Consider the following 19,602-nt stretch of genomic DNA (forward strand, 5'->3'; position numbering starts at 1 on the left):
GAGTAATGCCTATGCAACGCTACTCGGGCTTCGGCCTCTTAAAACACTCCCTCAGCCACCACGAAAACTGGCAGAAGATGTGGCGCACGCCGACCCCGAAAAAGGTCTACGACGTGGTCATCGTCGGCGGCGGCGGGCATGGCCTGGCGACCGCTTACTACTTGGCCAAGGAGCACGGCATCACTAACGTGGCGGTGGTCGAGAAAGGCTGGCTGGGCGGCGGCAACACCGCGCGCAACACCACCATCGTGCGTTCCAACTACCTGTGGGACGAATCGGCGCACCTGTATGAGCACGCGATGAAGCTCTGGGAAGGTCTGTCCCAGGACCTGAACTACAACGTGATGTTCTCCCAGCGTGGTGTCTACAACCTGTGCCACACCCTGCAGGACATTCGCGATTCCGAGCGCCGCGTGAGTGCCAACCGCCTCAACGGCGTGGATGGCGAGCTGCTCAATGCCAAGCAGGTCGCGGACGAGATCCCGTACCTCGACTGCTCGAAAAACACCCGCTACCCGGTCCTCGGCGCCACCGTGCAACGGCGTGGCGGCGTGGCCCGTCACGATGCCGTGGCCTGGGGCTTTGCCCGTGCTGCCGATGCCTTGGGCGTGGACCTGATCCAGCAGACCGAGGTGATCGGCTTTCGTAAGGAAAACGGCGTGTGCATCGGCGTGGAGACCAACAAGGGCTTTATCGGCGCCAAGCGCGTTGGGGTGGTCACCGCAGGTAACTCCGGGCACATGGCTTCGCTGGCCGGGTTCCGCCTGCCGATCGAATCCCACCCGCTGCAAGCGCTGGTGTCGGAGCCGATCAAGCCGATTATCGACAGCGTGATCATGTCCAACGCCGTGCACGGCTACATCAGTCAGTCCGACAAGGGCGACCTGGTGATCGGCGCCGGTATCGACGGCTACAACGGCTACGGCCAGCGCGGCTCGTACCCGGTGATCGAACACACCATCCAGGCCATCGTCGAGATGTTCCCGGTGCTCTCGCGGGTGCGCATGAACCGCCAGTGGGGCGGCATCGTCGACACCACGCCGGACGCGTGCCCGATCATCTCCAAGACCCCGGTGCCGAACATGTTCTTCAACTGCGGCTGGGGCACCGGTGGCTTCAAGGCCACCCCCGGCTCAGGCAACGTATTTGCCGCGAGCCTGGCCAAGGGTGAGATGCACCCGCTGGCGGCACCTTTCTCCATCGACCGTTTCCACAACGGTGCGCTGATCGACGAACACGGCGCTGCGGCCGTCGCCCACTAACAGGAGAAATTCCCTATGTTGCATATCTTCTGTCCTCACTGTGGCGAACTGCGCTCCGAAGAGGAATTCCACGCCTCCGGCCAAGCGCACATCCCGCGCCCGCTGGACCCGAATGCCTGCACCGATCAAGAGTGGGGTGACTACATGTTCTTTCGCGATAACCCGCGCGGCCTGCACCACGAGCTGTGGATCCATGCCGCCGGTTGCCGCCAGTATTTCAACGCCACCCGCGACACCCTGACCTACGAAATTCTTGAAACCTACAAAATTGGCACCCAGCCGCAATTCACCGCCAAGGCTTCTGGAGAGAAGGTATGAGCCAGATCAATCGCCTGTCCAACGGTGGCCGCATCGACCGCAATAAAGTCCTGACGTTTACCTTCAACGGCCAGAGCTACAAAGGTTTTGAAGGCGACACCCTGGCCGCCGCCCTGCTGGCCAACGGCGTGGATATCATCGGCCGCAGCTTCAAGTACTCGCGCCCGCGCGGCATCTTTGCCGCCGGCGCTGAAGAACCGAACGCGGTGCTGCAGATCGGTGCCACCGAAGCCACGCAGATCCCCAACGTGCGCGCCACGCAACAGGCGTTGTACCAGGGCCTGGTGGCCACCAGCACCAACGGCTGGCCGAGCGTGAACAACGACATGATGGGCATCCTCGGCAAGGTCGGCGGCAAGCTGATGCCGCCGGGTTTCTACTACAAAACCTTCATGTACCCGCAATCGTTCTGGATGACCTACGAGAAGTACATCCGCAAGGCCGCCGGGCTTGGCCGCTCGCCGACCGAGAATGATCCGGACACCTACGACTACATGAACCGCCATTGCGACGTGCTGATCGTCGGCGCAGGCCCAGCGGGCCTGGCAGCGGCCCTGGCTGCTGCGCGCAGTGGGGCGCGGGTGATCATCGTCGATGAGCAGGAAGAATTCGGTGGGTCGCTGCTCGACTCGCGCGAAAGCCTCGACGGCAAGCCGGCGGCCGAGTGGGTCGCCAGCGTGATCGCCGAGCTCAAGGCCCTGCCGGATGTGGTGCTGCTGCCTCGCGCTACCGTCAATGGCTATCACGACCATAACTTCCTGACCATCCACGAGCGCCTCACCGATCACCTCGGCGACCGTGCGCCGATTGGCGTGGTGCGCCAGCGTATTCACCGTGTGCGTGCCAAGCGTGTGGTGCTGGCGACCGGCGCCTGCGAGCGTCCGCTGGTGTACGGCAATAACGATGTGCCGGGTAATATGCTGGCGGGTGCGGTTTCGACCTACGTGCGCCGTTATGGCGTGGCGCCGGGTAAAAAACTGCTGCTGTCGACCAACAATGATCACGCCTACCGTGTGGCGCTGGATTGGTTCGACGCTGGCCTCAGCGTGGTCGCGGTAGCCGATGCACGCCACAACCCACGCGGCGCGCTGGTGGAAGAGGCCCGCGCCAAAGGCATTCGCATCCTTACCGGCAGCGCCGTGATCGAAGCCCGTGGCAGCAAGCACGTCACTGGCGCCCGTGTGGCGGCCATCGACGTCAAAGCCCATAAGGTCACCAGCCCCGGCGAGTGGCTGGACTGCGACCTGGTGGCCAGCTCCGGTGGCTACAGCCCGGTGGTTCACCTGGCCTCGCACCTGGGCGGCAAGCCGACCTGGCGTGAAGATATCCTCGGTTTTGTACCGGGCCAAGCACCGCAAAAACGCGTGTGCGTGGGCGGTATCAATGGCGTCTACGGCCTGGGTGATTCCCTGGCCGATGGCTTTGAAGGCGGCGTGCGCGCGGCCAGCGAGGCCGGGTTTGCCCCGGTGGAAGGTACGCTGCCCAAGGCCCTGACGCGCCTGGAAGAGCCGACCCTGGCCCTGTTCCAGGTGCCTCACGAAAAAGCCACTGCACGGGCGCCCAAGCAATTTGTCGACCTGCAGAACGACGTCACCGCCGCCGCCATCGAACTGGCGACCCGCGAAGGCTTCGAGTCGGTGGAACACGTCAAGCGCTACACCGCGCTGGGCTTTGGCACCGACCAGGGCAAGCTGGGTAACGTCAACGGCCTGGCGATTGCCGCGCGCTCGCTGAACGTGACCATCCCGCAGATGGGCACTACCATGTTCCGCCCCAACTACACGCCGGTGACCTTCGGCGCCGTGGCGGGCCGGCACTGCGGGCATATCTTCGAGCCGGTGCGCTACACCGCGCTGCAAGCCTGGCACGTAAAAAACGGCGCCGAGTTCGAGGATGTCGGCCAGTGGAAACGCCCATGGTACTTCCCGCGCAACGGTGAAGACCTGCATGCGGCAGTCAAGCGCGAATGCCTGGCCGTGCGCGACAGCGTCGGCCTGCTGGACGCCTCGACCCTGGGCAAGATCGACATCCAGGGCCCGGATGCCCGGGAGTTTCTCAACCGCATCTACAGCAACGCCTGGACCAAGCTCGACGTGGGCAAGGCGCGCTACGGCCTGATGTGCAAGGAAGACGGCATGGTCTTCGACGACGGCGTGACCGCCTGCCTTGCCGACAACCACTTCCTGATGACCACCACCACCGGCGGCGCCGCTCGCGTGCTGCAGTGGCTGGAAATCTACCAGCAGACCGAATGGCCGGACCTCAAGGTGTACTTCACCTCGGTCACCGACCACTGGGCGACCATGACCCTGTCCGGGCCCAACAGCCGCAAGCTGTTGAGCGAGGTCACCGATATCGACCTGGACAAGGATGGCTTCCCGTTCATGACCTGGAAAGAAGGCCTGGTGGGCGGTGTGCCGGCGCGGGTGTTCCGGATCTCGTTTACCGGTGAGCTGTCGTACGAAGTCAACGTGCAGGCCGACTACGCCATGGGCGTGCTCGAACAGATCGTAGAGGCCGGCAAACAGTACAACCTGACCCCATATGGCACCGAGACCATGCACGTGCTGCGGGCCGAGAAGGGCTTCATCATCGTCGGCCAGGACACCGACGGCTCGATGACCCCGGACGACCTGAACATGGGCTGGTGCGTGGGTCGTACCAAACCGTTCTCGTGGATCGGCTGGCGTGGGATGAACCGTGAGGATTGCGTGCGTGAAGAGCGCAAGCAACTGGTGGGCTTGAAGCCGATCGATCCGAAGGTGTGGCTGCCGGAAGGCGCGCAACTGGTGTTTGATCCGAAGCAGAGCATCCCGATGAAGATGGTCGGCCACGTCACCTCCAGCTATGCGCACAACTCCCTCGGCTATTCGTTTGCGATGGCGGTGGTCAAGGGCGGCTTGAAGCGTATCGGCGAGCGGGTGTTCTCGCCCCAGGCCGATGGCAGCGTGATCGAAGCGGAGATTGTGTCTTCGGTGTTCTTCGACCCGAAAGGCGATCGCCAAAACATCTGACACCACTCCCTGTAGGAGCCGGCTTGCCGGCGATGGCGTTTCGGAAATCGCCGCCAGGCTTGAGGGCCTCATCGCCGGCAAGCCGGCTCCTACAGGGGTTGTGGTGTTCATTGGAATTCAGATAGGTGCTTTATGACAGCAGCCAATGTGTACCAACAACGCCCCACCTCCGGCGCCAAGGCCGAGTCGTCGCTGCACCATGCCGACCTCGCCAGCCAGGTGGGCAAGGGCCGCAAGAACGCCGGCGTGACCGTGCGCGAAAAGAAACTCCTCGGCCACCTGACCCTGCGCGGCGACGGCCACGATGCGGCCTTCGCCGCTGGCGTGCACAAGGCCCTGGGCATCGAACTGCCCGGCGCCCTGCAGGTCATCGTCAAAGGCGAAACCAGCCTGCAATGGCTCGGCCCGGATGAGTGGTTGCTGATCGTGCCAGGCGGTGAAGAATTTGCCGCCGAGCAAAACCTGCGGGCCGCCCTGGGCGATCTGCACATCCAGGTCGTCAACGTCAGCGGCGGCCAGCAGATCCTCGAACTCAGCGGCCCGAACGTGCGCGATGTGCTGATGAAGTCCACCAGCTACGACGTGCACCCCGACAACTTCCCGGTGGGCAAGGCAGTGGGCACGGTGTTCGCCAAGTCGCAGCTGGTGATCCGCCATACCGCCGAAGACACCTGGGAACTGCTGATCCGTCGCAGCTTCTCGGACTACTGGTGGTTGTGGTTGCAGGATGCCTCGGCCGAATTCGGCCTGAATGTCCAAGCCTGATGATCGTTCCCATGCGCTGCGTGGGAACGCATCCCTGAGGAGTCAACTGTAATGAGCCGCGCACCCGATACATGGATTTTGACCGCCGACTGCCCCAGCGTGCTCGGCACGGTGGACGCGGTCACCCGCTATCTGTTCGAGCAGGGCTGCTACGTCACCGAGCACCATTCGTTCGATGACCGCCTCTCGGGGCGCTTTTTTATCCGCGTGGAGTTCCGTCAGCCCGATGGCTTCGACGAGCAAGGTTTTCGCGATGGCCTGGCCACGCGAGGCGAAGCCTTTGGGATGATCTTCGAGCTGACGGCACCGAACTACCGGCCAAAAGTAGTGATCATGGTGTCCAAGGCCGATCATTGCCTTAACGACCTGCTGTACCGCCAGCGTATCGGCCAACTGTCGATGGATGTGGTCGCGGTGGTGTCCAACCACCCCGATCTCAAGCCGTTGGCCGACTGGCACCAGATTCCCTACTACCATTTCCCCCTCGACCCCAACGACAAGCCGTCCCAGGAGCGTCAGGTGTGGCAAGTGATTGAAGACGCGGGTGCCGAACTGGTGATCCTTGCGCGCTACATGCAAGTGCTGTCGCCGGAGCTGTGCCGCAAGCTCGATGGCAAGGCGATCAATATCCATCACTCATTGCTGCCGGGGTTCAAGGGCGCCAAGCCCTACCACCAGGCGTACAACAAGGGCGTGAAGTTGGTCGGCGCCACTGCGCACTACATCAACAACGACCTGGACGAAGGCCCGATCATCGCCCAGGGCGTGGAGGTGGTGGATCACAGCCACTATCCCGAGGACCTGATTGCCAAGGGGCGGGATATCGAAGGGCTGACATTGGCGCGGGCGGTGGGGTACCACATTGAGCGGCGGGTGTTCTTGAATGCCAATAGAACGGTGGTGCTCTGACTGACGCCATCGCAGGCAAGCCAGCTCCTACAGGGTGATATGTGAACCCGATCAAATGTGGGAGCGGGCTTGCCCGCGATGAGGCCCTTACAAACAACGCAAAAACAGCATCTGTAACCCGAGCACTTAAACGCGCTGCCCACTCGAACGGGCACCGCAGTTCCATAAAAACAACAGCGAGGTGAAAGCATGTCTGGTAATCGTGGTGTCGTGTATCTCGGCAACGGTCAGGTCGAAGTACAGAAAATCGACTATCCCAAAATGCAGGACCCCCGTGGCAGGAAGATCGAGCACGGCGTCATCCTGCGCGTGGTCTCCACTAACATCTGCGGCTCCGACCAGCACATGGTGCGCGGCCGTACCACCGCCCAGACCGGCCTGGTGCTCGGTCACGAAATCACCGGCGAGGTGATCGAGAAGGGCAGCGACGTCGAGAACCTGAAGCTCGGCGACCTGGTGTCTGTGCCCTTCAACGTTGCTTGCGGCCGCTGCCGCTCCTGCAAGGAACAACACACCGGCGTCTGCCTGACCGTCAACCCGGCCCGTGCCGGTGGTGCCTACGGCTACGTCGACATGGGCGACTGGACCGGCGGCCAGGCCGAATACGTACTGGTGCCGTACGCCGACTTCAACCTGCTGAAACTACCGGATCGCGACAAGGCCATGGAAAAAATCCGTGACCTGACGTGCCTCTCCGACATCCTGCCCACCGGCTATCACGGCGCCGTCACTGCTGGCGTTGGCCCTGGCAGTACCGTGTACATCGCCGGCGCCGGTCCTGTAGGCCTGGCGGCCGCCGCTTCGGCGCGTCTGCTGGGCGCGGCGGTGGTGATCATCGGTGACGTCAACCCGATCCGCCTGGCCCACGCCAAGGCCCAGGGTTTTGAAATCGCCGATTTGTCCAAGGACACGCCGCTGCACGAGCAGATCGCCGCGTTGCTGGGCGAGCCGGAAGTGGACTGTGCGGTGGACTGCGTGGGCTTTGAGGCGCGCGGCCACGGGCATGATGGCGTCAAGCACGAGGCGCCGGCCACGGTGCTCAACTCACTGATGGGGGTGGTGCGCGTCGCAGGCAAGATCGGCATCCCCGGCCTGTACGTCACCGAAGATCCAGGGGCGGTGGATGCCGCCGCGAAAATGGGCAGCCTGAGCATTCGTTTTGGCCTGGGCTGGGCCAAGTCCCATAGCTTCCACACCGGCCAGACCCCGGTGATGAAGTACAACCGCCAGTTGATGCAGGCGATCATGTGGGACCGCATCAACATCGCCGAGATCGTCGGCGTGCAGGTGATCAGCCTGGATGACGCGCCGCGTGGGTACGGCGAGTTCGATGCCGGGGTGCCGAAGAAGTTTGTGATTGATCCGCACAAGCTGTTCAGCGCGGCGTAGGCACTCGTAATACAAAACGGTGACCCGAGGTTAATGCCGACCAACCAAGAGCGAACAGCGGCCTGTCTGCGCCTTCTCTTGACTGATCGGCATTAGATCCAACGGTCATCGTTTTTGCGTTTTGATACCGGGGCGGACTACTCGGGGGCATGTAATTTCAGGAAGGGGTTGGAATAGACTTCTTTGCCAGGTTCGCCCGCCTTCACCGCCTCGCCACCATAAATACATGTCAGCTTGCCATTTGCCTGGTTGAAGCCTTCAGCTTTGAGTTTGTATTTGGGATCAAGGTAGTCATCGTCGGTGCCGGCCGTTACGCCCTCCCACTTCTTGCCGTTGCTGCTGGCTTCGTATTTGAAACCATCAGCAAACGTTCCAAGCGCGGGGTCGCTGTAAGGTGACGATTTGATCGCGCTTACGTCGGGACAACTACTAATGTCTGCCGCCAGGGTCTGACCGGTCAGGGCCATGAAGACGAGTGCTCCGATTGCAATTTTGCTGTGCATGATCAACGTTCCTTTGTTGTGGGAGGCTTCATGTTGCAACGGGAGTTGGAGGGTGCCTACTGTGGGAAATGACAGTTAGATAAAATTAAATGCAATTAAAAGTACGTGTCTTATTTCAAACGCCGCGACTGCGACCGAGCAAATGCGCAGGCGCAAAAAAACCTGCAAAGGAGCAGGTTTTTTTTGCGAACTTCACGGCGCGTGCGCTATCACGGGCAAGCCCGTTTCCACAGTGTTTTTTGGGGGGAGGCAGGGCGGTTAGCGAATTGCCAGCGCGCCCTGGTACACCGTCGGGCCGGTAGGCTGCTTGCTCACCGAGCCACCTTTGGTTTCCGAACTGACCATTAACTCCACCGGCTGGCTGATGGTTTCCTGCTGGCGTGGGTTGAGGCCGATGATGCCTTTGCCATCTTCAGGCAACAGGCCCAAAGACACAGGCGTGCCGCCGGCCGGCAGGGCCCACAGTTCGAGGCTGCGGTCCGGCTCAGGCGCGGTGGCGGCGATGGGCTGGACTTCCAGGTAATCCTTGTGCGCCACAATTTGCGCCGCCGGTTGTTGGGTGCTGCTGACCAGGGTCGCGGCGGACTTGACGCTGTCCTGGGTGTAGAGCGCGCCGCCGATACCGGCAACCACCACCACGCAGACGCCGATGAACAGGCGCGGGCGGGTCCAGAATGAGGGCTTGTGCTCGATCACTGGGGGTTGGGACGCAGTCATAAGGCTCTTCCTGACAAGTTTTGTAGTGTGTTGATTGACCCTGTGGCAGGCGATGGGTTCCTAGTGGCAGTTTGATGGTGCCGGGCTTTGGTGCTTTTCTGAACAAATCTGTGACGTGGAACAACCTGTTGGATGCTGAGTCAAACGGCTGCTTTAGCTCCTACATTTACGAGGTTGTCTCGATGAAGATTTCACGCGGTTTTGCCCTGTCCTGCCTCCTGACCGTGGCGGCCAGCCCGGTATTTGCAGCAGGTTTCAGCCTGGGCGATGTGGCCAACGCCGTTTCTGGCGCCCAGGGCACCAACAAGGCCGCCGCCGCTGCGCCGACCTCACAGACCGCTGGCTTGCTGGGCGCACTGACCCAGCAACTGAATGTCACCCCGGAGCAGGCCGTCGGCGGTACCGGTGCGATGCTGGGCCTGGCCAAGAACCAACTGAGCAGCACCGATTATTCGCAGTTGGGCAAAAGCGTACCGGGCCTGGACAAGCTGTCGGGCAACAACGCATTGGGTAGCCTTGGCGCCTTGAGCGGCATGCTTGGCCAGAACGGTGGCAGCAAGACCAGCGGCCTGGACGGCGTGCTGGGTAACGTGAAGAACACCAACGACCTGAACACCGCGTTCAGCGCCTTGGGCATGGACAGCGGCATGATCGGCCAGTTTGCCCCGGTGATCCTGCAATACCTGGGCGGCCAGGGTGCCGACAGCTCACTGCTTGGCAAACTGGCCCAGGCCTGGGGTACCGGTAGCTAAGGTCGCTCGGCGCGCAGTTGGGCAATGCGCGCATCCTTCTCCATCCAGAGCTGGTTGACCCAGTTCTGGACGGTCTGGCGAAACGCCGGATCATTCTCGTAATCCCCCTGCCACAACGCCGGATCCAGCTCGCGGGTGCGGATATCAACAATGACGCGCGGCACCGCGCCGCTGATCAAGTCCCAGAACCCTGGAATCTTCTGCTGTGGATACACCACGGTCACGTCGAGGATCGCATCCAGCTGTTCGCCCATCGCGGCCAGCACAAACGCCACGCCACCGGCCTTGGGCTTGAGCAGGTGAGTGAAAGGTGAGCCCTGCTGGGCACGCTTGGCCTCGGTAAAACGCGTGCCTTCCAGGTAGTTGACCACCGTCACCGGCTGGCGCTTGAACAGCTCGCAGGCCTGTTTGGTGATCTTCAGGTCCTGGCCCGCCAGTTCCGGGTGCTTGGCCAGGAACGCCTTGCTGTAGCGCTTCATGAACGGGTAATCCAGGGCCCACCAGGCCAGGCCCAGGAAGGGCACCCAGATCAGCTCCTTTTTCAGGAAGAACTTGAAGAACGGCGTGCGCCGGTTGAGGGTCTGGATCAGCGCCGGGATATCCACCCAGGATTGATGGTTGCTGATCACCAGGTATGAGGTATCGACCCTCAGCCCAGTGTCGCCGCGAATATCCCATTGGGTGGGGATGCACAGGGCAAAGATCAGCTTGTCGATCTCGGCCCAGGTCTCGGCGATCCACATCACGGCCCAGGAGGCGTAATCGCGTGACCGCCCGGGCGCCACCAGCTTGAGCAGGGCGAATACCAGCAGCGGGCCGATCAGGATCAGTGTGTTGAGTAACAGCAGCAGTGTGACGAAACAGCCGGTGAGCAGGCGGCGCATAAGCAACTCTTGCAAGCGATTGGACGGGCCATGATAAGCAGCTTGAGTCTAGAGGCCAAATCGCAAATGGCCTGACGAATGTTTCACTTTGTGTTGCGTATGCTGGGCAACGATCCAACTTTAGGCAGCGTTTGCAGTCTAGTATTCGTCTACTTACTTCAAGGAATCCTCCTACGTGAAATCCCTCCTTGCCCTATTAGCCGTGGTTGCCCTGCCCGTGATGGCCGCCGAGCCGACCCTGTACGGGCGCTACGAATATATCCAGTTGCCGGAAATCGGCGAGACCTTCAAGGCCAAGATGGACACCGGCGCGTTGACCGCCTCGCTGTCGGCCCGCGACATCGAGACCTTCACCCGCGATGGCGAGGACTGGGTGCGGTTCCGTCTCAGCGGCAAGGACGTGAGCAACAAGGTCTACGAACACAAAGTGGCGCGCATCAGCAAAATCAAGAACCGCGCCGACGAAGATGAAGACGGCGAAGAAACCAGCGTGGCCAAGCGCCCGGTGGTGGACCTGGAAATGTGCCTGGGCAACGTCAAGCGCACGGTGGAGGTCAACCTTACCGACCGCAGCAGCTTCAACTACCCGCTGCTGATCGGGGCCAAGGCCCTGCGTGAGTTCGGCGCCGCCGTGAACCCGGCTCGTCGCTATACCGCGGACAAGCCCGACTGCTGATTGACGCCGCATAAGGCATGGGGCACCGTTCACCTTTAGCTCCCAGTGCTCGGACGCCATGCCTCATATCCTGATTGTCGAAGACGAAGCGGCCATAGCCGATACGCTGATTTTTGCCCTGCAAGGCGAAGGCTTTACCACCACCTGGCTGACCCTCGGCCAGGCGGCGCTGGAGCATCAACGCCAAACCCCGGCCGATCTGCTGATCCTCGACATCGGCCTGCCGGACATCAGCGGCTTTGAAACCTGCAAGCAACTGCGCCGCTTCAGCGAAGTACCGGTGATGTTCCTCAGTGCCCGCGACGGTGAAATCGACCGTGTGGTGGGCCTGGAAATCGGCGCGGATGATTATGTGGTCAAGCCCTTCAGCCCGCGGGAAGTGGCGGCGCGGGTCAAGGCGATCTTAAAGCGCGTGGCACCGGTGGCAGCGCCGGCCAGCGGCGGGCCGTTCCAGGTGGACCACGAGCGGGTGCAAATCCTCTATCGCGGCCAGTTGCTGGGCCTGACCCGGCATGAGTTCCGCCTGCTCAACTGCCTGCTGGAACAGCCCGGGCGGGTATTCAGCCGCGAGCAACTGCTGGATGCCGTCGGCGTGGCCGCCGATGCCGGCTACGAGCGCAATATCGACAGCCATATCAAAAGCCTGCGCAGCAAGTTGCGTGGCGTGGCCGCCGAGGCCGAGCCGATCCAGACCCATCGGGGCCTGGGCTACAGCTACAGCCCGAGCCACGCCTGATGCGCATGGGGCTGCGGATTTTCCTGGTGTATGCGCTGTTTATCGGCCTCACCGGCTACTTTGTGCTCAACACGGTGATGAAGGAAATCCGCCCCGGCGTGCGTCAGTCCACCGAGGAAACCCTGGTAGATACCGCCAACCTGCTGGCGGAAATCCTGCGTGACGATGTGAAAAACGGCACCCTTGGCCAAAGCCACTGGCCTACCGTGCTCAAGGCGTACGGCGAGCGCCAGCCGGGCGCGACGATCTGGGGGCTGGCGAAGAATCAGGTCAACCACCGCATCTATGTGACCGACGCCCGGGGCGTTGTGCTGCTGGACTCGGCAGGAACAGCCGTGGGCCAGGACTACTCGAAATGGAACGACGTGTACCTGACCCTGCGCGGTGAGTACGGCGCCCGCTCGACCCGCAGCGATGCCGATGACCCGGCGTCGTCGGTGATGCATGTCGGCGCGCCGATCCGCGATAACGGGCAGATCATCGGCGCCGTTACCGTGGCCAAGCCCAACAGTTCGCTACAGCCCTATGTCGACCGCACCGAGCGCCGCCTGCTGTGGTACGGCGCCGGCCTGGTGGCGCTGGGCTTGTTGCTGGGGGCGTTGCTGTCATGGTGGTTGAGTGCTGCGCTACGCCGCCTGACCACCTATGCCCAGGCGGTCAGCGAGGGGCGGCGCGCCGAGTTGCCGCATTATCGCGGCGGTGAACTGGCGCAGTTGTCCACCGCTGTGGAGCACATGCGCACGCAACTGGAGGGCAAGGCCTACGTCGAGCGTTACGTGCACACCCTGACCCACGAACTGAAAAGCCCGTTGGCGGCGATTCGCGGCGCGGCGGAGTTGTTGCAGGGGGAAATGACTGTCGCCCAGCAACAGCGGTTTGTCGGCAATATCGCCAGCGAAAGCGCGCGCTTGCAGCAGTTGATCGAGCGCCTGCTGAACCTGGCCCAGGTCGAGCAGCGCCAGGGGCTGGAGCAGCAAGTCCCGGTACCGTTGGCCGCCTTGGTCGATGAAGTCCTCAAGGCGCAATGCGCGCGGATCGAACAGGCCGGGTTGCAGGTCGAGCGCCTGATCGAAGCGGATGTGAAGCTGTATGGCGAGCCGTTTTTACTGCGCCAGGCCTTGGGCAACCTGCTGGAAAACGCCCTGGACTTTACCCCGCCCGGCGGCACTCTGCGCTTTAGTGCCCAGGTGCGGCATCACGATGTGGATGTGTGCTTGTTCAACCAGGCTGCACCGATCCCCGAATACGCGCTGCCACGCCTGAGCGAGCGCTTCTACTCCCTGCCGCGCCCGGCCAGCGGGCGCAAAAGCACCGGCCTGGGCCTGAACTTTGTCGAAGAAGTAGTGAAGCTGCACGGCGGCTCATTGCAGATCGGCAACGTCCCGGGTGGCGTGCAAGTGGTGCTGCATCTCCACACAGTCTCCACATTGCCCTCATAAATCCCCCACAGGCCGCCGCCAGACTCTCCCCATCAAAACAGGGAGAGACCCATGAACCGCAGCCTGCTATTCAAACTGGGCGCCATCGCGCTGCTGATCCTGCTATTGCTGATTCCGTTGCTGATGATCAACGGCATCATCAACGACCGCCAGGAACTGCGCGACGGCGTCTTGATGGACATTGCCCGCAGCTCCAGCTACAGCCAGCAGGTCAGCGGGCCGTTGATGGTGGTGCCGTATCGCAAGACCGTGCGTGAGTGGAAGCTCAACGAAAAACTCAACAAGCGCTATGAAGTGCTCAGCGAAGAAGACGGCCGCCTGTACTTCCTGCCGGAGCAGTTCGAACTCGACGGCAAGGTGCAAACCGAACTGCGCGCCCGGGGGATCTACCAGGCGCGGCTGTTCCATGCCGACAACCGCATCAGCGGCCGCTTTGTGCTGCCGGCGCAGATGGGCATCAAGGAGGACTTTGCCGATTACACGTTTGGCCAGGCATTTTTGGCGGTCGGTATCAGCGATATCCGCGGCATTGAAAACGCCCTGAAACTGGAGCTGGGCAGCCAGCGCCTGGAGTTTGCCCCGGGCACCCAGGTGAGCTTCCTTGGCGCCGGTGTGCATGTACCGTTGCCCGCCCAGGACAGCAAGAACCCCGCGCCGCTGGACTTCGCGTTCGACCTGCGGCTGCAAGGTACCGAACAACTGCTGGTGCTGCCGGTGGGCAAGACGAGTAAGGTCAAGCTGGCCTCCAACTGGCCCCATCCAAGCTTCGTCGGCAACTTCCTGCCGGTGCAGCGCGAGATCAACGACCAAGGTTTTAGCGCCAGCTGGCAGACCTCGTTTTTCTCCACCAACCTTGAAGAATCACTGGGAGGCTGTGTGGTCGGCAGTCGCTGCGAGGACTTCAACCAGCGCAGCTTCGGCGTGAACTTTATCGACCCGGTGGACCAGTACCTCAAGAGCGATCGCGCGATCAAATATGCGCTGCTGTTTATCGCCCTGACATTCGCCGGCTTCTTCCTGTTCGAAGTGCTCAAGAGCCTGGCGGTACACCCGATCCAGTACGCGTTGGTGGGGGTGGCCCTGGCGTTTTTCTACCTGCTGCTGTTGTCGCTGTCCGAGCATATCGGCTTTGCCCTGGCGTACCTGATTTCGGCCAGTGCCTGTGTGTTGTTGATCGGTTTTTATGTGTGCCATGTGCTGCGCAGCGTGGCCCACGGCCTGGGGTTCTCGGCGGGGTTGGCGGCGCTGTATGGCTTGCTGTACGGGTTGTTGAGCGCCGAGGACTACGCGCTGCTGATGGGCTCGTTGTTGCTGTTCGGGCTGCTGGGCACGGTGATGGTCCTGACGCGCAAACTGGACTGGTATGGCGTGGGCAAACGCAAGGTGGCCGAGCCGTTGGCGTTTGACCTGGAGGCGGTGCAATGATCGGCTTGCGTGAGGATCAGCGGGAGAGGGGAGAGCTGGTGGCGATGATCAGGGCATTGCTGCCCGACCCTTGGAGCGGGCGTGCCTCCCCCTCGACAATGCGCCTGGAATACCTTCGCGAGCCAGCTCGCCCCTACAAGGGAGGCACCACTCAGGCCGGCGGCTGGGTCGCCAACATCGAAGGCCGCTGACTGACCTCGGCGTACCAGGTAGCCAGTTTGGGATTGCTTGAACGCCAGCGCAGGTCCGGATGGCGAAAGTCCAGGTACGCCAGGGCGCAGGCGACGCTGATGGCGGCGATGTCGAAATGGCTGGCCAGCTCTGCGATGGCGTCCTGTTCCAACTCGGCCAGGGCGCGGCGGATCTTGTTGCGCTGCTCCTGCAGCCAGCTGTCCCAGTGTTTGTCGGCCGGGCGCAGGGCGGTTTCATAGCGCACCAACACCGCCGCGTCCATGATCCCATCGGCCGTCGAGGCCAGGGTCAGGCGGCGCCAGCGGGCCGAGCCGTCGCGGGGGATCAGCGGGTTGCCGACGTGCTGGTGGTCGAAGTAGTCGAGGATCACCCGGCTGTCGTGCAACACATTGCCATCGGCCAGGCGCAGGGCCGGGATCTTGCCCAGGGGGTTGCCCTCGTTCAACGCGGTGATCGGGTTGACCGGCGTGACCAGCACGGTCTCCAGGGTAACCCGCTCTTGCTGGCCGGTTTCGTGGAGCAGCACCAAAACTTTGCGGACAAACGGCGAAGCGGGGTTGTGGAACAAGGTCATGCTGGGCGCGAACATGGGCAATCCTCGGAAAGGGTCGGCCATAGACTAGACAGTTGCGAGGTGACTGGCGAGGGGGATCTTGGTTGTTTTTGCGGGCCTCATCGCAGGCAAGCCAGCTCCCACATTGGACGGTGTTCGCACATCAAACTGTGGGAGCTGGCTTGCCTGCGATGGCGTCCTCACGGCCGCCGCAGCAACCCCCAGACACCGATTACCGCCGGGATCCCCAGCCCAAGCCAACTGAGGGAATCCCAACCCCCATCCCCCAGCAACGCCGCAAACAACCCGGCAGCACTGAGCAGCCCGATCACCAAGGGCACCCCGAACACCTTCCAGAAATTCGACTGCCGGGGCCTCATGGCTTGGCCGCCTTGCGCCGCACCAACCACAGGTACACACCGCTGCCCAACACGATGATGGTCAGCACATCCAGCACCGCCCAGAGGATTTTCATCGGCATGCCGCCATAGTCGCCAAAGTGCAGGGGCTGGGACATGCCCATGGCGTCCATGTACCACGGCCGCTCGGCCACGGCGGTGACGCTCAGGTCGCTGGCGTCGATCAGCACCGGGGTCAGCAGGTGCGAGGTCAGGTGCGTGCTGCCTTTCATGAATACCGCGTAGTGATGCTCGCTGGAAAACCGCGTGCCAGGGAACGCAATAAAGTCTGGGGTCATGCCCGGTGCGACTTGTTCGGCGATGTTCAGCAGGTTGGTGGCCGGCGCACGCAAGGTCAGCGGCGGCGCGTTCTTGTAGGGTTCGATCATCGCGGTGAGGCTGTCGCTGCGCCACGCGGCGATGATCAGGTCGGCGCAGGCGCTGATCACCCCGGTGACGCCCACCACCAGCGCCCAGGTCAGGGTGACGACACCGATCAGGTTATGCAGGTCCAGCCAACGCAGGCGCGTGGACTTGTCCTGGCGCACCGTGGCGAACTTCAAGCGCCGCATGAACGGCAGGTACAACACCGTGCCGGAAACAATCGCCAGCACAAACAGCACCCCCATGAACGCCAGCAGCAATTTGCCCGGCAGCCCGGCGAACATATCCACATGCAGGCGCAGCAGGAACATCGTCAAGCCGCCATTGGCCGACGGCATCTCCACACTTTCGCCGGTGCGCGCGTCGAGCATAAAGGTGTGGGACGAATTGGGCTCGGTCCCGGCGGTGGCCGCCATGATCGCAATCACACCGTTCTTGTCGTCTTCGTCCCAGGCCAGGTACTGCATGGCTTCGCCAGGGCGATGGGCCTGGGCCTTGGCCACCAGTTGCTCGAGATTGAGCTGCGGGGTATCGGCCGGCATCTGCTTGAGCTCGGGTTCATTGCCCAGCAGGTGATCGATCTCGTGGTGAAAGATCAGCGGCAGCCCGGTCAGCGCCAGCATCAGCAGGAACACGGTGCAGATCAGGCTGGTCCAGGTGTGGATGAAGGACCAGCGGCGGATGGTTGTGCTTTTCATTTCATAGCCTTCAGACACACCAAAGCCGCCCCACGGGGCGGCCTGGTTGTTAACTCAGCCGATTACCACTGGTAAGTGGCACTGGCGACGACGCTGCGTTGATCACCGTAGTAGCAGTAGGACGCATCACAGGTGGAGATGTACTGCTTGTCGAACAGGTTGGTGGCGTTCAGTTTCACCGAGGCACCCTTGAGGCTGTTGTCCAGGCGGCCGAGATCGTAATGCACCGACGCATCGAACACTGTGTAGGCATCGGCCTTGCCCAGCCAGGTGTTGCCCTGGTCGCCATAGGTGTTGCCGGTGTAGCGGGCGCCAGCGCCAATGCCGAAACCGTCGAGCACGCCATCGTGCCAGGTGTAGTCGGTCCACAGGGAGGCTTGCTGGTTGGGTATCAGTTGCAGGCGGTTGCCTTTGTAGATGCCTGTTTGCACTTCGGATTTGGCCAGGGTGTAGGCAGCGATGACCTTGAGGTTCTCGGTCACGTCAGACACCGCTTCCAGTTCCAGGCCCTTGACCTTCACTTCGCCGGCCTGGTCGGTGATCGACTCGCCAGCCGAGCCGAATCGGGTGACCAGCACGTTTTTCTGGGTCAGGTCATACACCGCCGCGCTAAGCAGGGTATTGGAGCCAGGTGGCTGATACTTGACCCCCAGTTCCCACTGCTTGCCTTCGGTAGGTTTGTACGACTTGACCGGGTCGACGCTGGCGTTGCTCGCTGGCTGGAATGATTCGGCGTAGGACAGGTACGGTACAAAACCCGAGTCGAACACATAACTCAGTGCCGCGTTGCCACTGAAGTTCTTGCTGCGGTCGGTGTTGGTCACGTCGCTCTTGTTGAGGTACGTGGTGCCTTGATGCACCCAGTCTTCACGGCCGCCCAGGGTCAGGCGCCATTGGTCCAGGGCCATCTGGTCTTGCACGTAGAGGCCGGTCTGGACGGTTTTCTGGTCGTAGTCGTAGTACGCATCTTTGCGCGCCGGGCGCTCAATTGGCTGCCCATAAACCGGCTTGTAGATGTTAACTGTGCCGGCGCCGCCGAAAATGGACAGATAGGAGGAGTTAGTGCGCTGATGATCCAGGCCGATCAGCACAGTGTGGTTGATATTGCCGGTAGCGAAGTCAGCCTGGAAATTGTTGTCCACTGCAAACTGCGCGATGTCCTCGTCCACATTGGTCGAGGAGCGGCTGATGTTGCCCTCGGCGTCCACCGGAGCGTAGAAGTAAGAGCCCACGGTCAGTTGCTGGAACGACAGCTCCGACTTGGTATAACGCAGGTTTTGCTTGAACTGCCAGGTATCGTTGAAACGGTGTTCAAAGGCGTAGCCCAAGGCGTAGTAGGTACGGTCGTAGAACTCGTAGTCCGGGTCACCCAGGTTCTTGTGGTGGGAGACGTCGCCCAGCGGCGACTTGATCTTGGTGCCCACGATCGGCAGGAACTGGCTGGTGGTGCCGGTATCGTCGCGAGTGAACTGCGAGAGCAGGGTCAGCTTGGTATCGGTGTCGATGTTCCAGGTCAGGCTGGGCGCAATGTTGTAGCGCTTGTTGTCGATGTGATCGACCTGGGTGCCGGCGTCGCGCACCACGCCACTGAGGCCATAGAGGAACTGGCCGTCATCATCGATCTTGCCGGTGCTGGCGAAGTTGATCTGGCGGTAGTTGTCGCTGCCGTATTGCACCTGGATGGCATTGCTCGATTCCGCGCTGGGGCGCCGGCTGACCATATCCAGCAGACCGCCTGGCGGGGTCTGGCCGTAGACCGACGAAGCCGGGCCACGCAGCAGGGCGAGGCGGTCGAGGTTCCAGGTTTCCGCTTTCGGGTTGGCGTACACGCCACGTGGCAATGGCAGGCCATCGAGGAAATGGGTGGGTTCGAAGCCACGTACGCGCATCCAGTCATAGCGGGTGTCACTGCCGTAGCTGGCGGACACGATGCCAGGCATGTACTTGACCGCGTCATCCAGGTTCTGCACGTTGCGATCCTGCATTTGCTGGCGGGTGGCGACGGAAATCGAGCGAGGTGCTTCTACCAGGGCTGTATCGGTCTTGGTCCCAGCCGCCGTACGCGTAGCCACATAACCCTCCACCGGCCCCCACGCGCTCTCGTAATTCCCCTGCCCGGTGATATTGGTCTGCGGCAACGACACCACACCCTCTGGAATCGCTACCAGGCTGTAGGTGCCCGCGCTGCTTTGCTCCAGCTGCAACCCAGTGCCACGCAAGGCCTCGCGCAGTGCGCCCGGGGCATCGAACTGGCCCTTGACCGGGGCCGAGGTCTTGCCGGCGGCCAGTGCCGGGCTGAGGGTCAGCGCGAGGCCGGCCTGGCTGGCGATCTGGTTCAGGGTGCTGGCCAACGGTGCGGCCGGCAGGTTGTAGGCACGCACGCTGGATGCCTGTTCGGCGGCGATCAGCGCAGTACTGGCCAGCGGGGCGCTGAGGGCGATCGCCACGGCTAGCAGGCTGGGGCGCAACAAGGTGTCTAGTGTGCGGGACATAGGGCGGCTCCGGAATGGAAATATTTCTCAATTGCCTAGGTGCCGGACGAGAATCAAAAAGTGATAGGGCCAAGTGAAAATAAATCTGTGAATGCT

18 protein-coding genes are annotated in these 19,602 nt (G+C 62.1%); 11 read left to right on the forward strand and 7 right to left on the reverse strand.

From position 1 onward, the window contains the following. Positions 1-11: 11 nt before the first annotated feature. The 6 genes from HBO19_RS13005 to fdhA all read left to right on the forward strand — a co-directional run bounded on the left by HBO19_RS13005 (position 12) and on the right by fdhA (position 7,657). Entirely contained in the window at positions 12-1,262 is a 1,251-nt protein-coding gene (locus HBO19_RS13005; RefSeq protein WP_170057620.1) for a sarcosine oxidase subunit beta, read from the forward strand. Between the two features lie 15 nt (positions 1,263-1,277). Beyond that, on the forward strand, positions 1,278-1,580 hold the full coding sequence (locus tag HBO19_RS13010) for a sarcosine oxidase subunit delta (protein WP_169953715.1): 303 nt from the start codon (positions 1,278-1,280) through the stop codon (positions 1,578-1,580). Next, positions 1,577-4,594, forward strand: coding sequence for a sarcosine oxidase subunit alpha (locus HBO19_RS13015; protein WP_170057621.1), 3,018 nt, complete (start codon positions 1,577-1,579; stop codon positions 4,592-4,594). Before HBO19_RS13010 ends, HBO19_RS13015 begins: the two co-directional genes overlap by 4 nt. Before the next feature lie 132 nt (positions 4,595-4,726). Beyond that, on the forward strand, positions 4,727-5,359 hold the full coding sequence (gene soxG / locus HBO19_RS13020; protein ID WP_169953719.1) for a sarcosine oxidase subunit gamma family protein: 633 nt from the start codon (positions 4,727-4,729) through the stop codon (positions 5,357-5,359). Between the two features lie 51 nt (positions 5,360-5,410). After that, on the forward strand, positions 5,411-6,268 hold the full coding sequence (gene purU, locus HBO19_RS13025; RefSeq protein ID WP_169953721.1) for a formyltetrahydrofolate deformylase: 858 nt from the start codon (positions 5,411-5,413) through the stop codon (positions 6,266-6,268). Between the two features lie 189 nt (positions 6,269-6,457). After that, a complete protein-coding gene (gene fdhA, locus HBO19_RS13030) occupies positions 6,458-7,657 on the forward strand; it encodes a formaldehyde dehydrogenase, glutathione-independent (protein WP_038443950.1) in 1,200 nt (399 codons plus the stop codon). A gap of 137 nt (positions 7,658-7,794) precedes the next feature. Here the strand turns inward: fdhA and HBO19_RS13035 are convergent, their stop codons facing one another. Then, positions 7,795-8,160, reverse strand: coding sequence for a hypothetical protein (locus HBO19_RS13035; RefSeq protein ID WP_178121185.1), 366 nt, complete (start codon positions 8,158-8,160; stop codon positions 7,795-7,797). Positions 8,161-8,418: 258 nt separating this feature from the next. Then, a complete protein-coding gene (locus HBO19_RS13040) occupies positions 8,419-8,877 on the reverse strand; it encodes an anti-sigma factor (protein WP_169953723.1) in 459 nt (152 codons plus the stop codon). 182 nt (positions 8,878-9,059) lie between these two features. Here HBO19_RS13040 and HBO19_RS13045 point away from each other — a divergent pair, with 182 nt between their 5' ends. Then, positions 9,060-9,629, forward strand: a complete 570-nt coding sequence (locus HBO19_RS13045; protein WP_170042198.1) for a DUF2780 domain-containing protein — start codon at positions 9,060-9,062, stop codon at positions 9,627-9,629. Here the strand turns inward: HBO19_RS13045 and HBO19_RS13050 are convergent. Next, positions 9,626-10,513, reverse strand: coding sequence for an acyltransferase (locus HBO19_RS13050; protein WP_169953727.1), 888 nt, complete (start codon positions 10,511-10,513; stop codon positions 9,626-9,628). The genes HBO19_RS13045 and HBO19_RS13050 overlap by 4 nt on opposite strands. Positions 10,514-10,688: 175 nt before the next feature. On the opposite strand from HBO19_RS13050, the gene HBO19_RS13055 reads away from it, so the two are divergent. From HBO19_RS13055 to creD, 4 genes are read left to right on the forward strand one after another with little or no spacing between them, the layout of a single operon-like run. Continuing rightward, entirely contained in the window at positions 10,689-11,189 is a 501-nt protein-coding gene (locus tag HBO19_RS13055; protein WP_029296952.1) for an ATP-dependent zinc protease, read from the forward strand. Positions 11,190-11,247: 58 nt separating this feature from the next. Beyond that, entirely contained in the window at positions 11,248-11,925 is a 678-nt protein-coding gene (gene creB / locus HBO19_RS13060; protein ID WP_170057622.1) for a two-component system response regulator CreB, read from the forward strand. Then, positions 11,925-13,364, forward strand: a complete 1,440-nt coding sequence (gene creC, locus HBO19_RS13065; RefSeq protein ID WP_170057623.1) for a two-component system sensor histidine kinase CreC — start codon at positions 11,925-11,927, stop codon at positions 13,362-13,364. The genes creB and creC overlap by 1 nt, the downstream gene beginning before the upstream one ends. A gap of 51 nt (positions 13,365-13,415) precedes the next feature. Next, a complete protein-coding gene (creD, locus tag HBO19_RS13070; protein ID WP_169953733.1) occupies positions 13,416-14,789 on the forward strand; it encodes a cell envelope integrity protein CreD in 1,374 nt (457 codons plus the stop codon). A gap of 151 nt (positions 14,790-14,940) precedes the next feature. Here creD and HBO19_RS13075 read toward each other — a convergent pair whose 3' ends face one another. From HBO19_RS13075 to HBO19_RS13090, 4 genes are all read right to left on the reverse strand, one after another. Next, complete coding sequence (locus HBO19_RS13075) at positions 14,941-15,570, reverse strand: glutathione S-transferase family protein (protein WP_170057624.1); 630 nt, start codon at positions 15,568-15,570, stop codon at positions 14,941-14,943. Between the two features lie 164 nt (positions 15,571-15,734). Next, entirely contained in the window at positions 15,735-15,914 is a 180-nt protein-coding gene (locus tag HBO19_RS13080; RefSeq protein ID WP_170057625.1) for a hypothetical protein, read from the reverse strand. Next, entirely contained in the window at positions 15,911-17,014 is a 1,104-nt protein-coding gene (locus HBO19_RS13085; protein ID WP_170057626.1) for a PepSY-associated TM helix domain-containing protein, read from the reverse strand. Before HBO19_RS13085 ends, HBO19_RS13080 begins: the two co-directional genes overlap by 4 nt. Positions 17,015-17,076: 62 nt before the next feature. Further along, entirely contained in the window at positions 17,077-19,506 is a 2,430-nt protein-coding gene (locus tag HBO19_RS13090; protein WP_170057627.1) for a TonB-dependent siderophore receptor, read from the reverse strand. Between the last annotated feature and the right edge of the window lie 96 nt (positions 19,507-19,602).

It is taken from the genome of Pseudomonas sp. WS 5021 (genome assembly GCF_012985535.1).
Classification (GTDB): Bacteria; Pseudomonadota; Gammaproteobacteria; order Pseudomonadales; family Pseudomonadaceae; genus Aquipseudomonas.

Coding starts and splice junctions, on each gene's coding strand:
- HBO19_RS13005 (WP_170057620.1), top strand. CDS start 12: ATGCAACGCTACTCGGGCTTCGGCCTCTTAAAACACTCCCTCAGCCAC.
- HBO19_RS13010 (WP_169953715.1), top strand. CDS start 1,278: ATGTTGCATATCTTCTGTCCTCACTGTGGCGAACTGCGCTCCGAAGAG.
- HBO19_RS13015 (WP_170057621.1), top strand. CDS start 1,577: ATGAGCCAGATCAATCGCCTGTCCAACGGTGGCCGCATCGACCGCAAT.
- soxG (WP_169953719.1), top strand. CDS start 4,727: ATGACAGCAGCCAATGTGTACCAACAACGCCCCACCTCCGGCGCCAAG.
- purU (WP_169953721.1), top strand. CDS start 5,411: ATGAGCCGCGCACCCGATACATGGATTTTGACCGCCGACTGCCCCAGC.
- fdhA (WP_038443950.1), top strand. CDS start 6,458: ATGTCTGGTAATCGTGGTGTCGTGTATCTCGGCAACGGTCAGGTCGAA.
- HBO19_RS13035 (WP_178121185.1), bottom strand. CDS start 8,160: ATGCACAGCAAAATTGCAATCGGAGCACTCGTCTTCATGGCCCTGACC.
- HBO19_RS13040 (WP_169953723.1), bottom strand. CDS start 8,877: ATGACTGCGTCCCAACCCCCAGTGATCGAGCACAAGCCCTCATTCTGG.
- HBO19_RS13045 (WP_170042198.1), top strand. CDS start 9,060: ATGAAGATTTCACGCGGTTTTGCCCTGTCCTGCCTCCTGACCGTGGCG.
- HBO19_RS13050 (WP_169953727.1), bottom strand. CDS start 10,513: ATGCGCCGCCTGCTCACCGGCTGTTTCGTCACACTGCTGCTGTTACTC.
- creB (WP_170057622.1), top strand. CDS start 11,248: ATGCCTCATATCCTGATTGTCGAAGACGAAGCGGCCATAGCCGATACG.
- creC (WP_170057623.1), top strand. CDS start 11,925: ATGCGCATGGGGCTGCGGATTTTCCTGGTGTATGCGCTGTTTATCGGC.
- creD (WP_169953733.1), top strand. CDS start 13,416: ATGAACCGCAGCCTGCTATTCAAACTGGGCGCCATCGCGCTGCTGATC.
- HBO19_RS13075 (WP_170057624.1), bottom strand. CDS start 15,570: ATGTTCGCGCCCAGCATGACCTTGTTCCACAACCCCGCTTCGCCGTTT.
- HBO19_RS13080 (WP_170057625.1), bottom strand. CDS start 15,914: ATGAGGCCCCGGCAGTCGAATTTCTGGAAGGTGTTCGGGGTGCCCTTG.
- HBO19_RS13085 (WP_170057626.1), bottom strand. CDS start 17,014: ATGAAAAGCACAACCATCCGCCGCTGGTCCTTCATCCACACCTGGACC.
- HBO19_RS13090 (WP_170057627.1), bottom strand. CDS start 19,506: ATGTCCCGCACACTAGACACCTTGTTGCGCCCCAGCCTGCTAGCCGTG.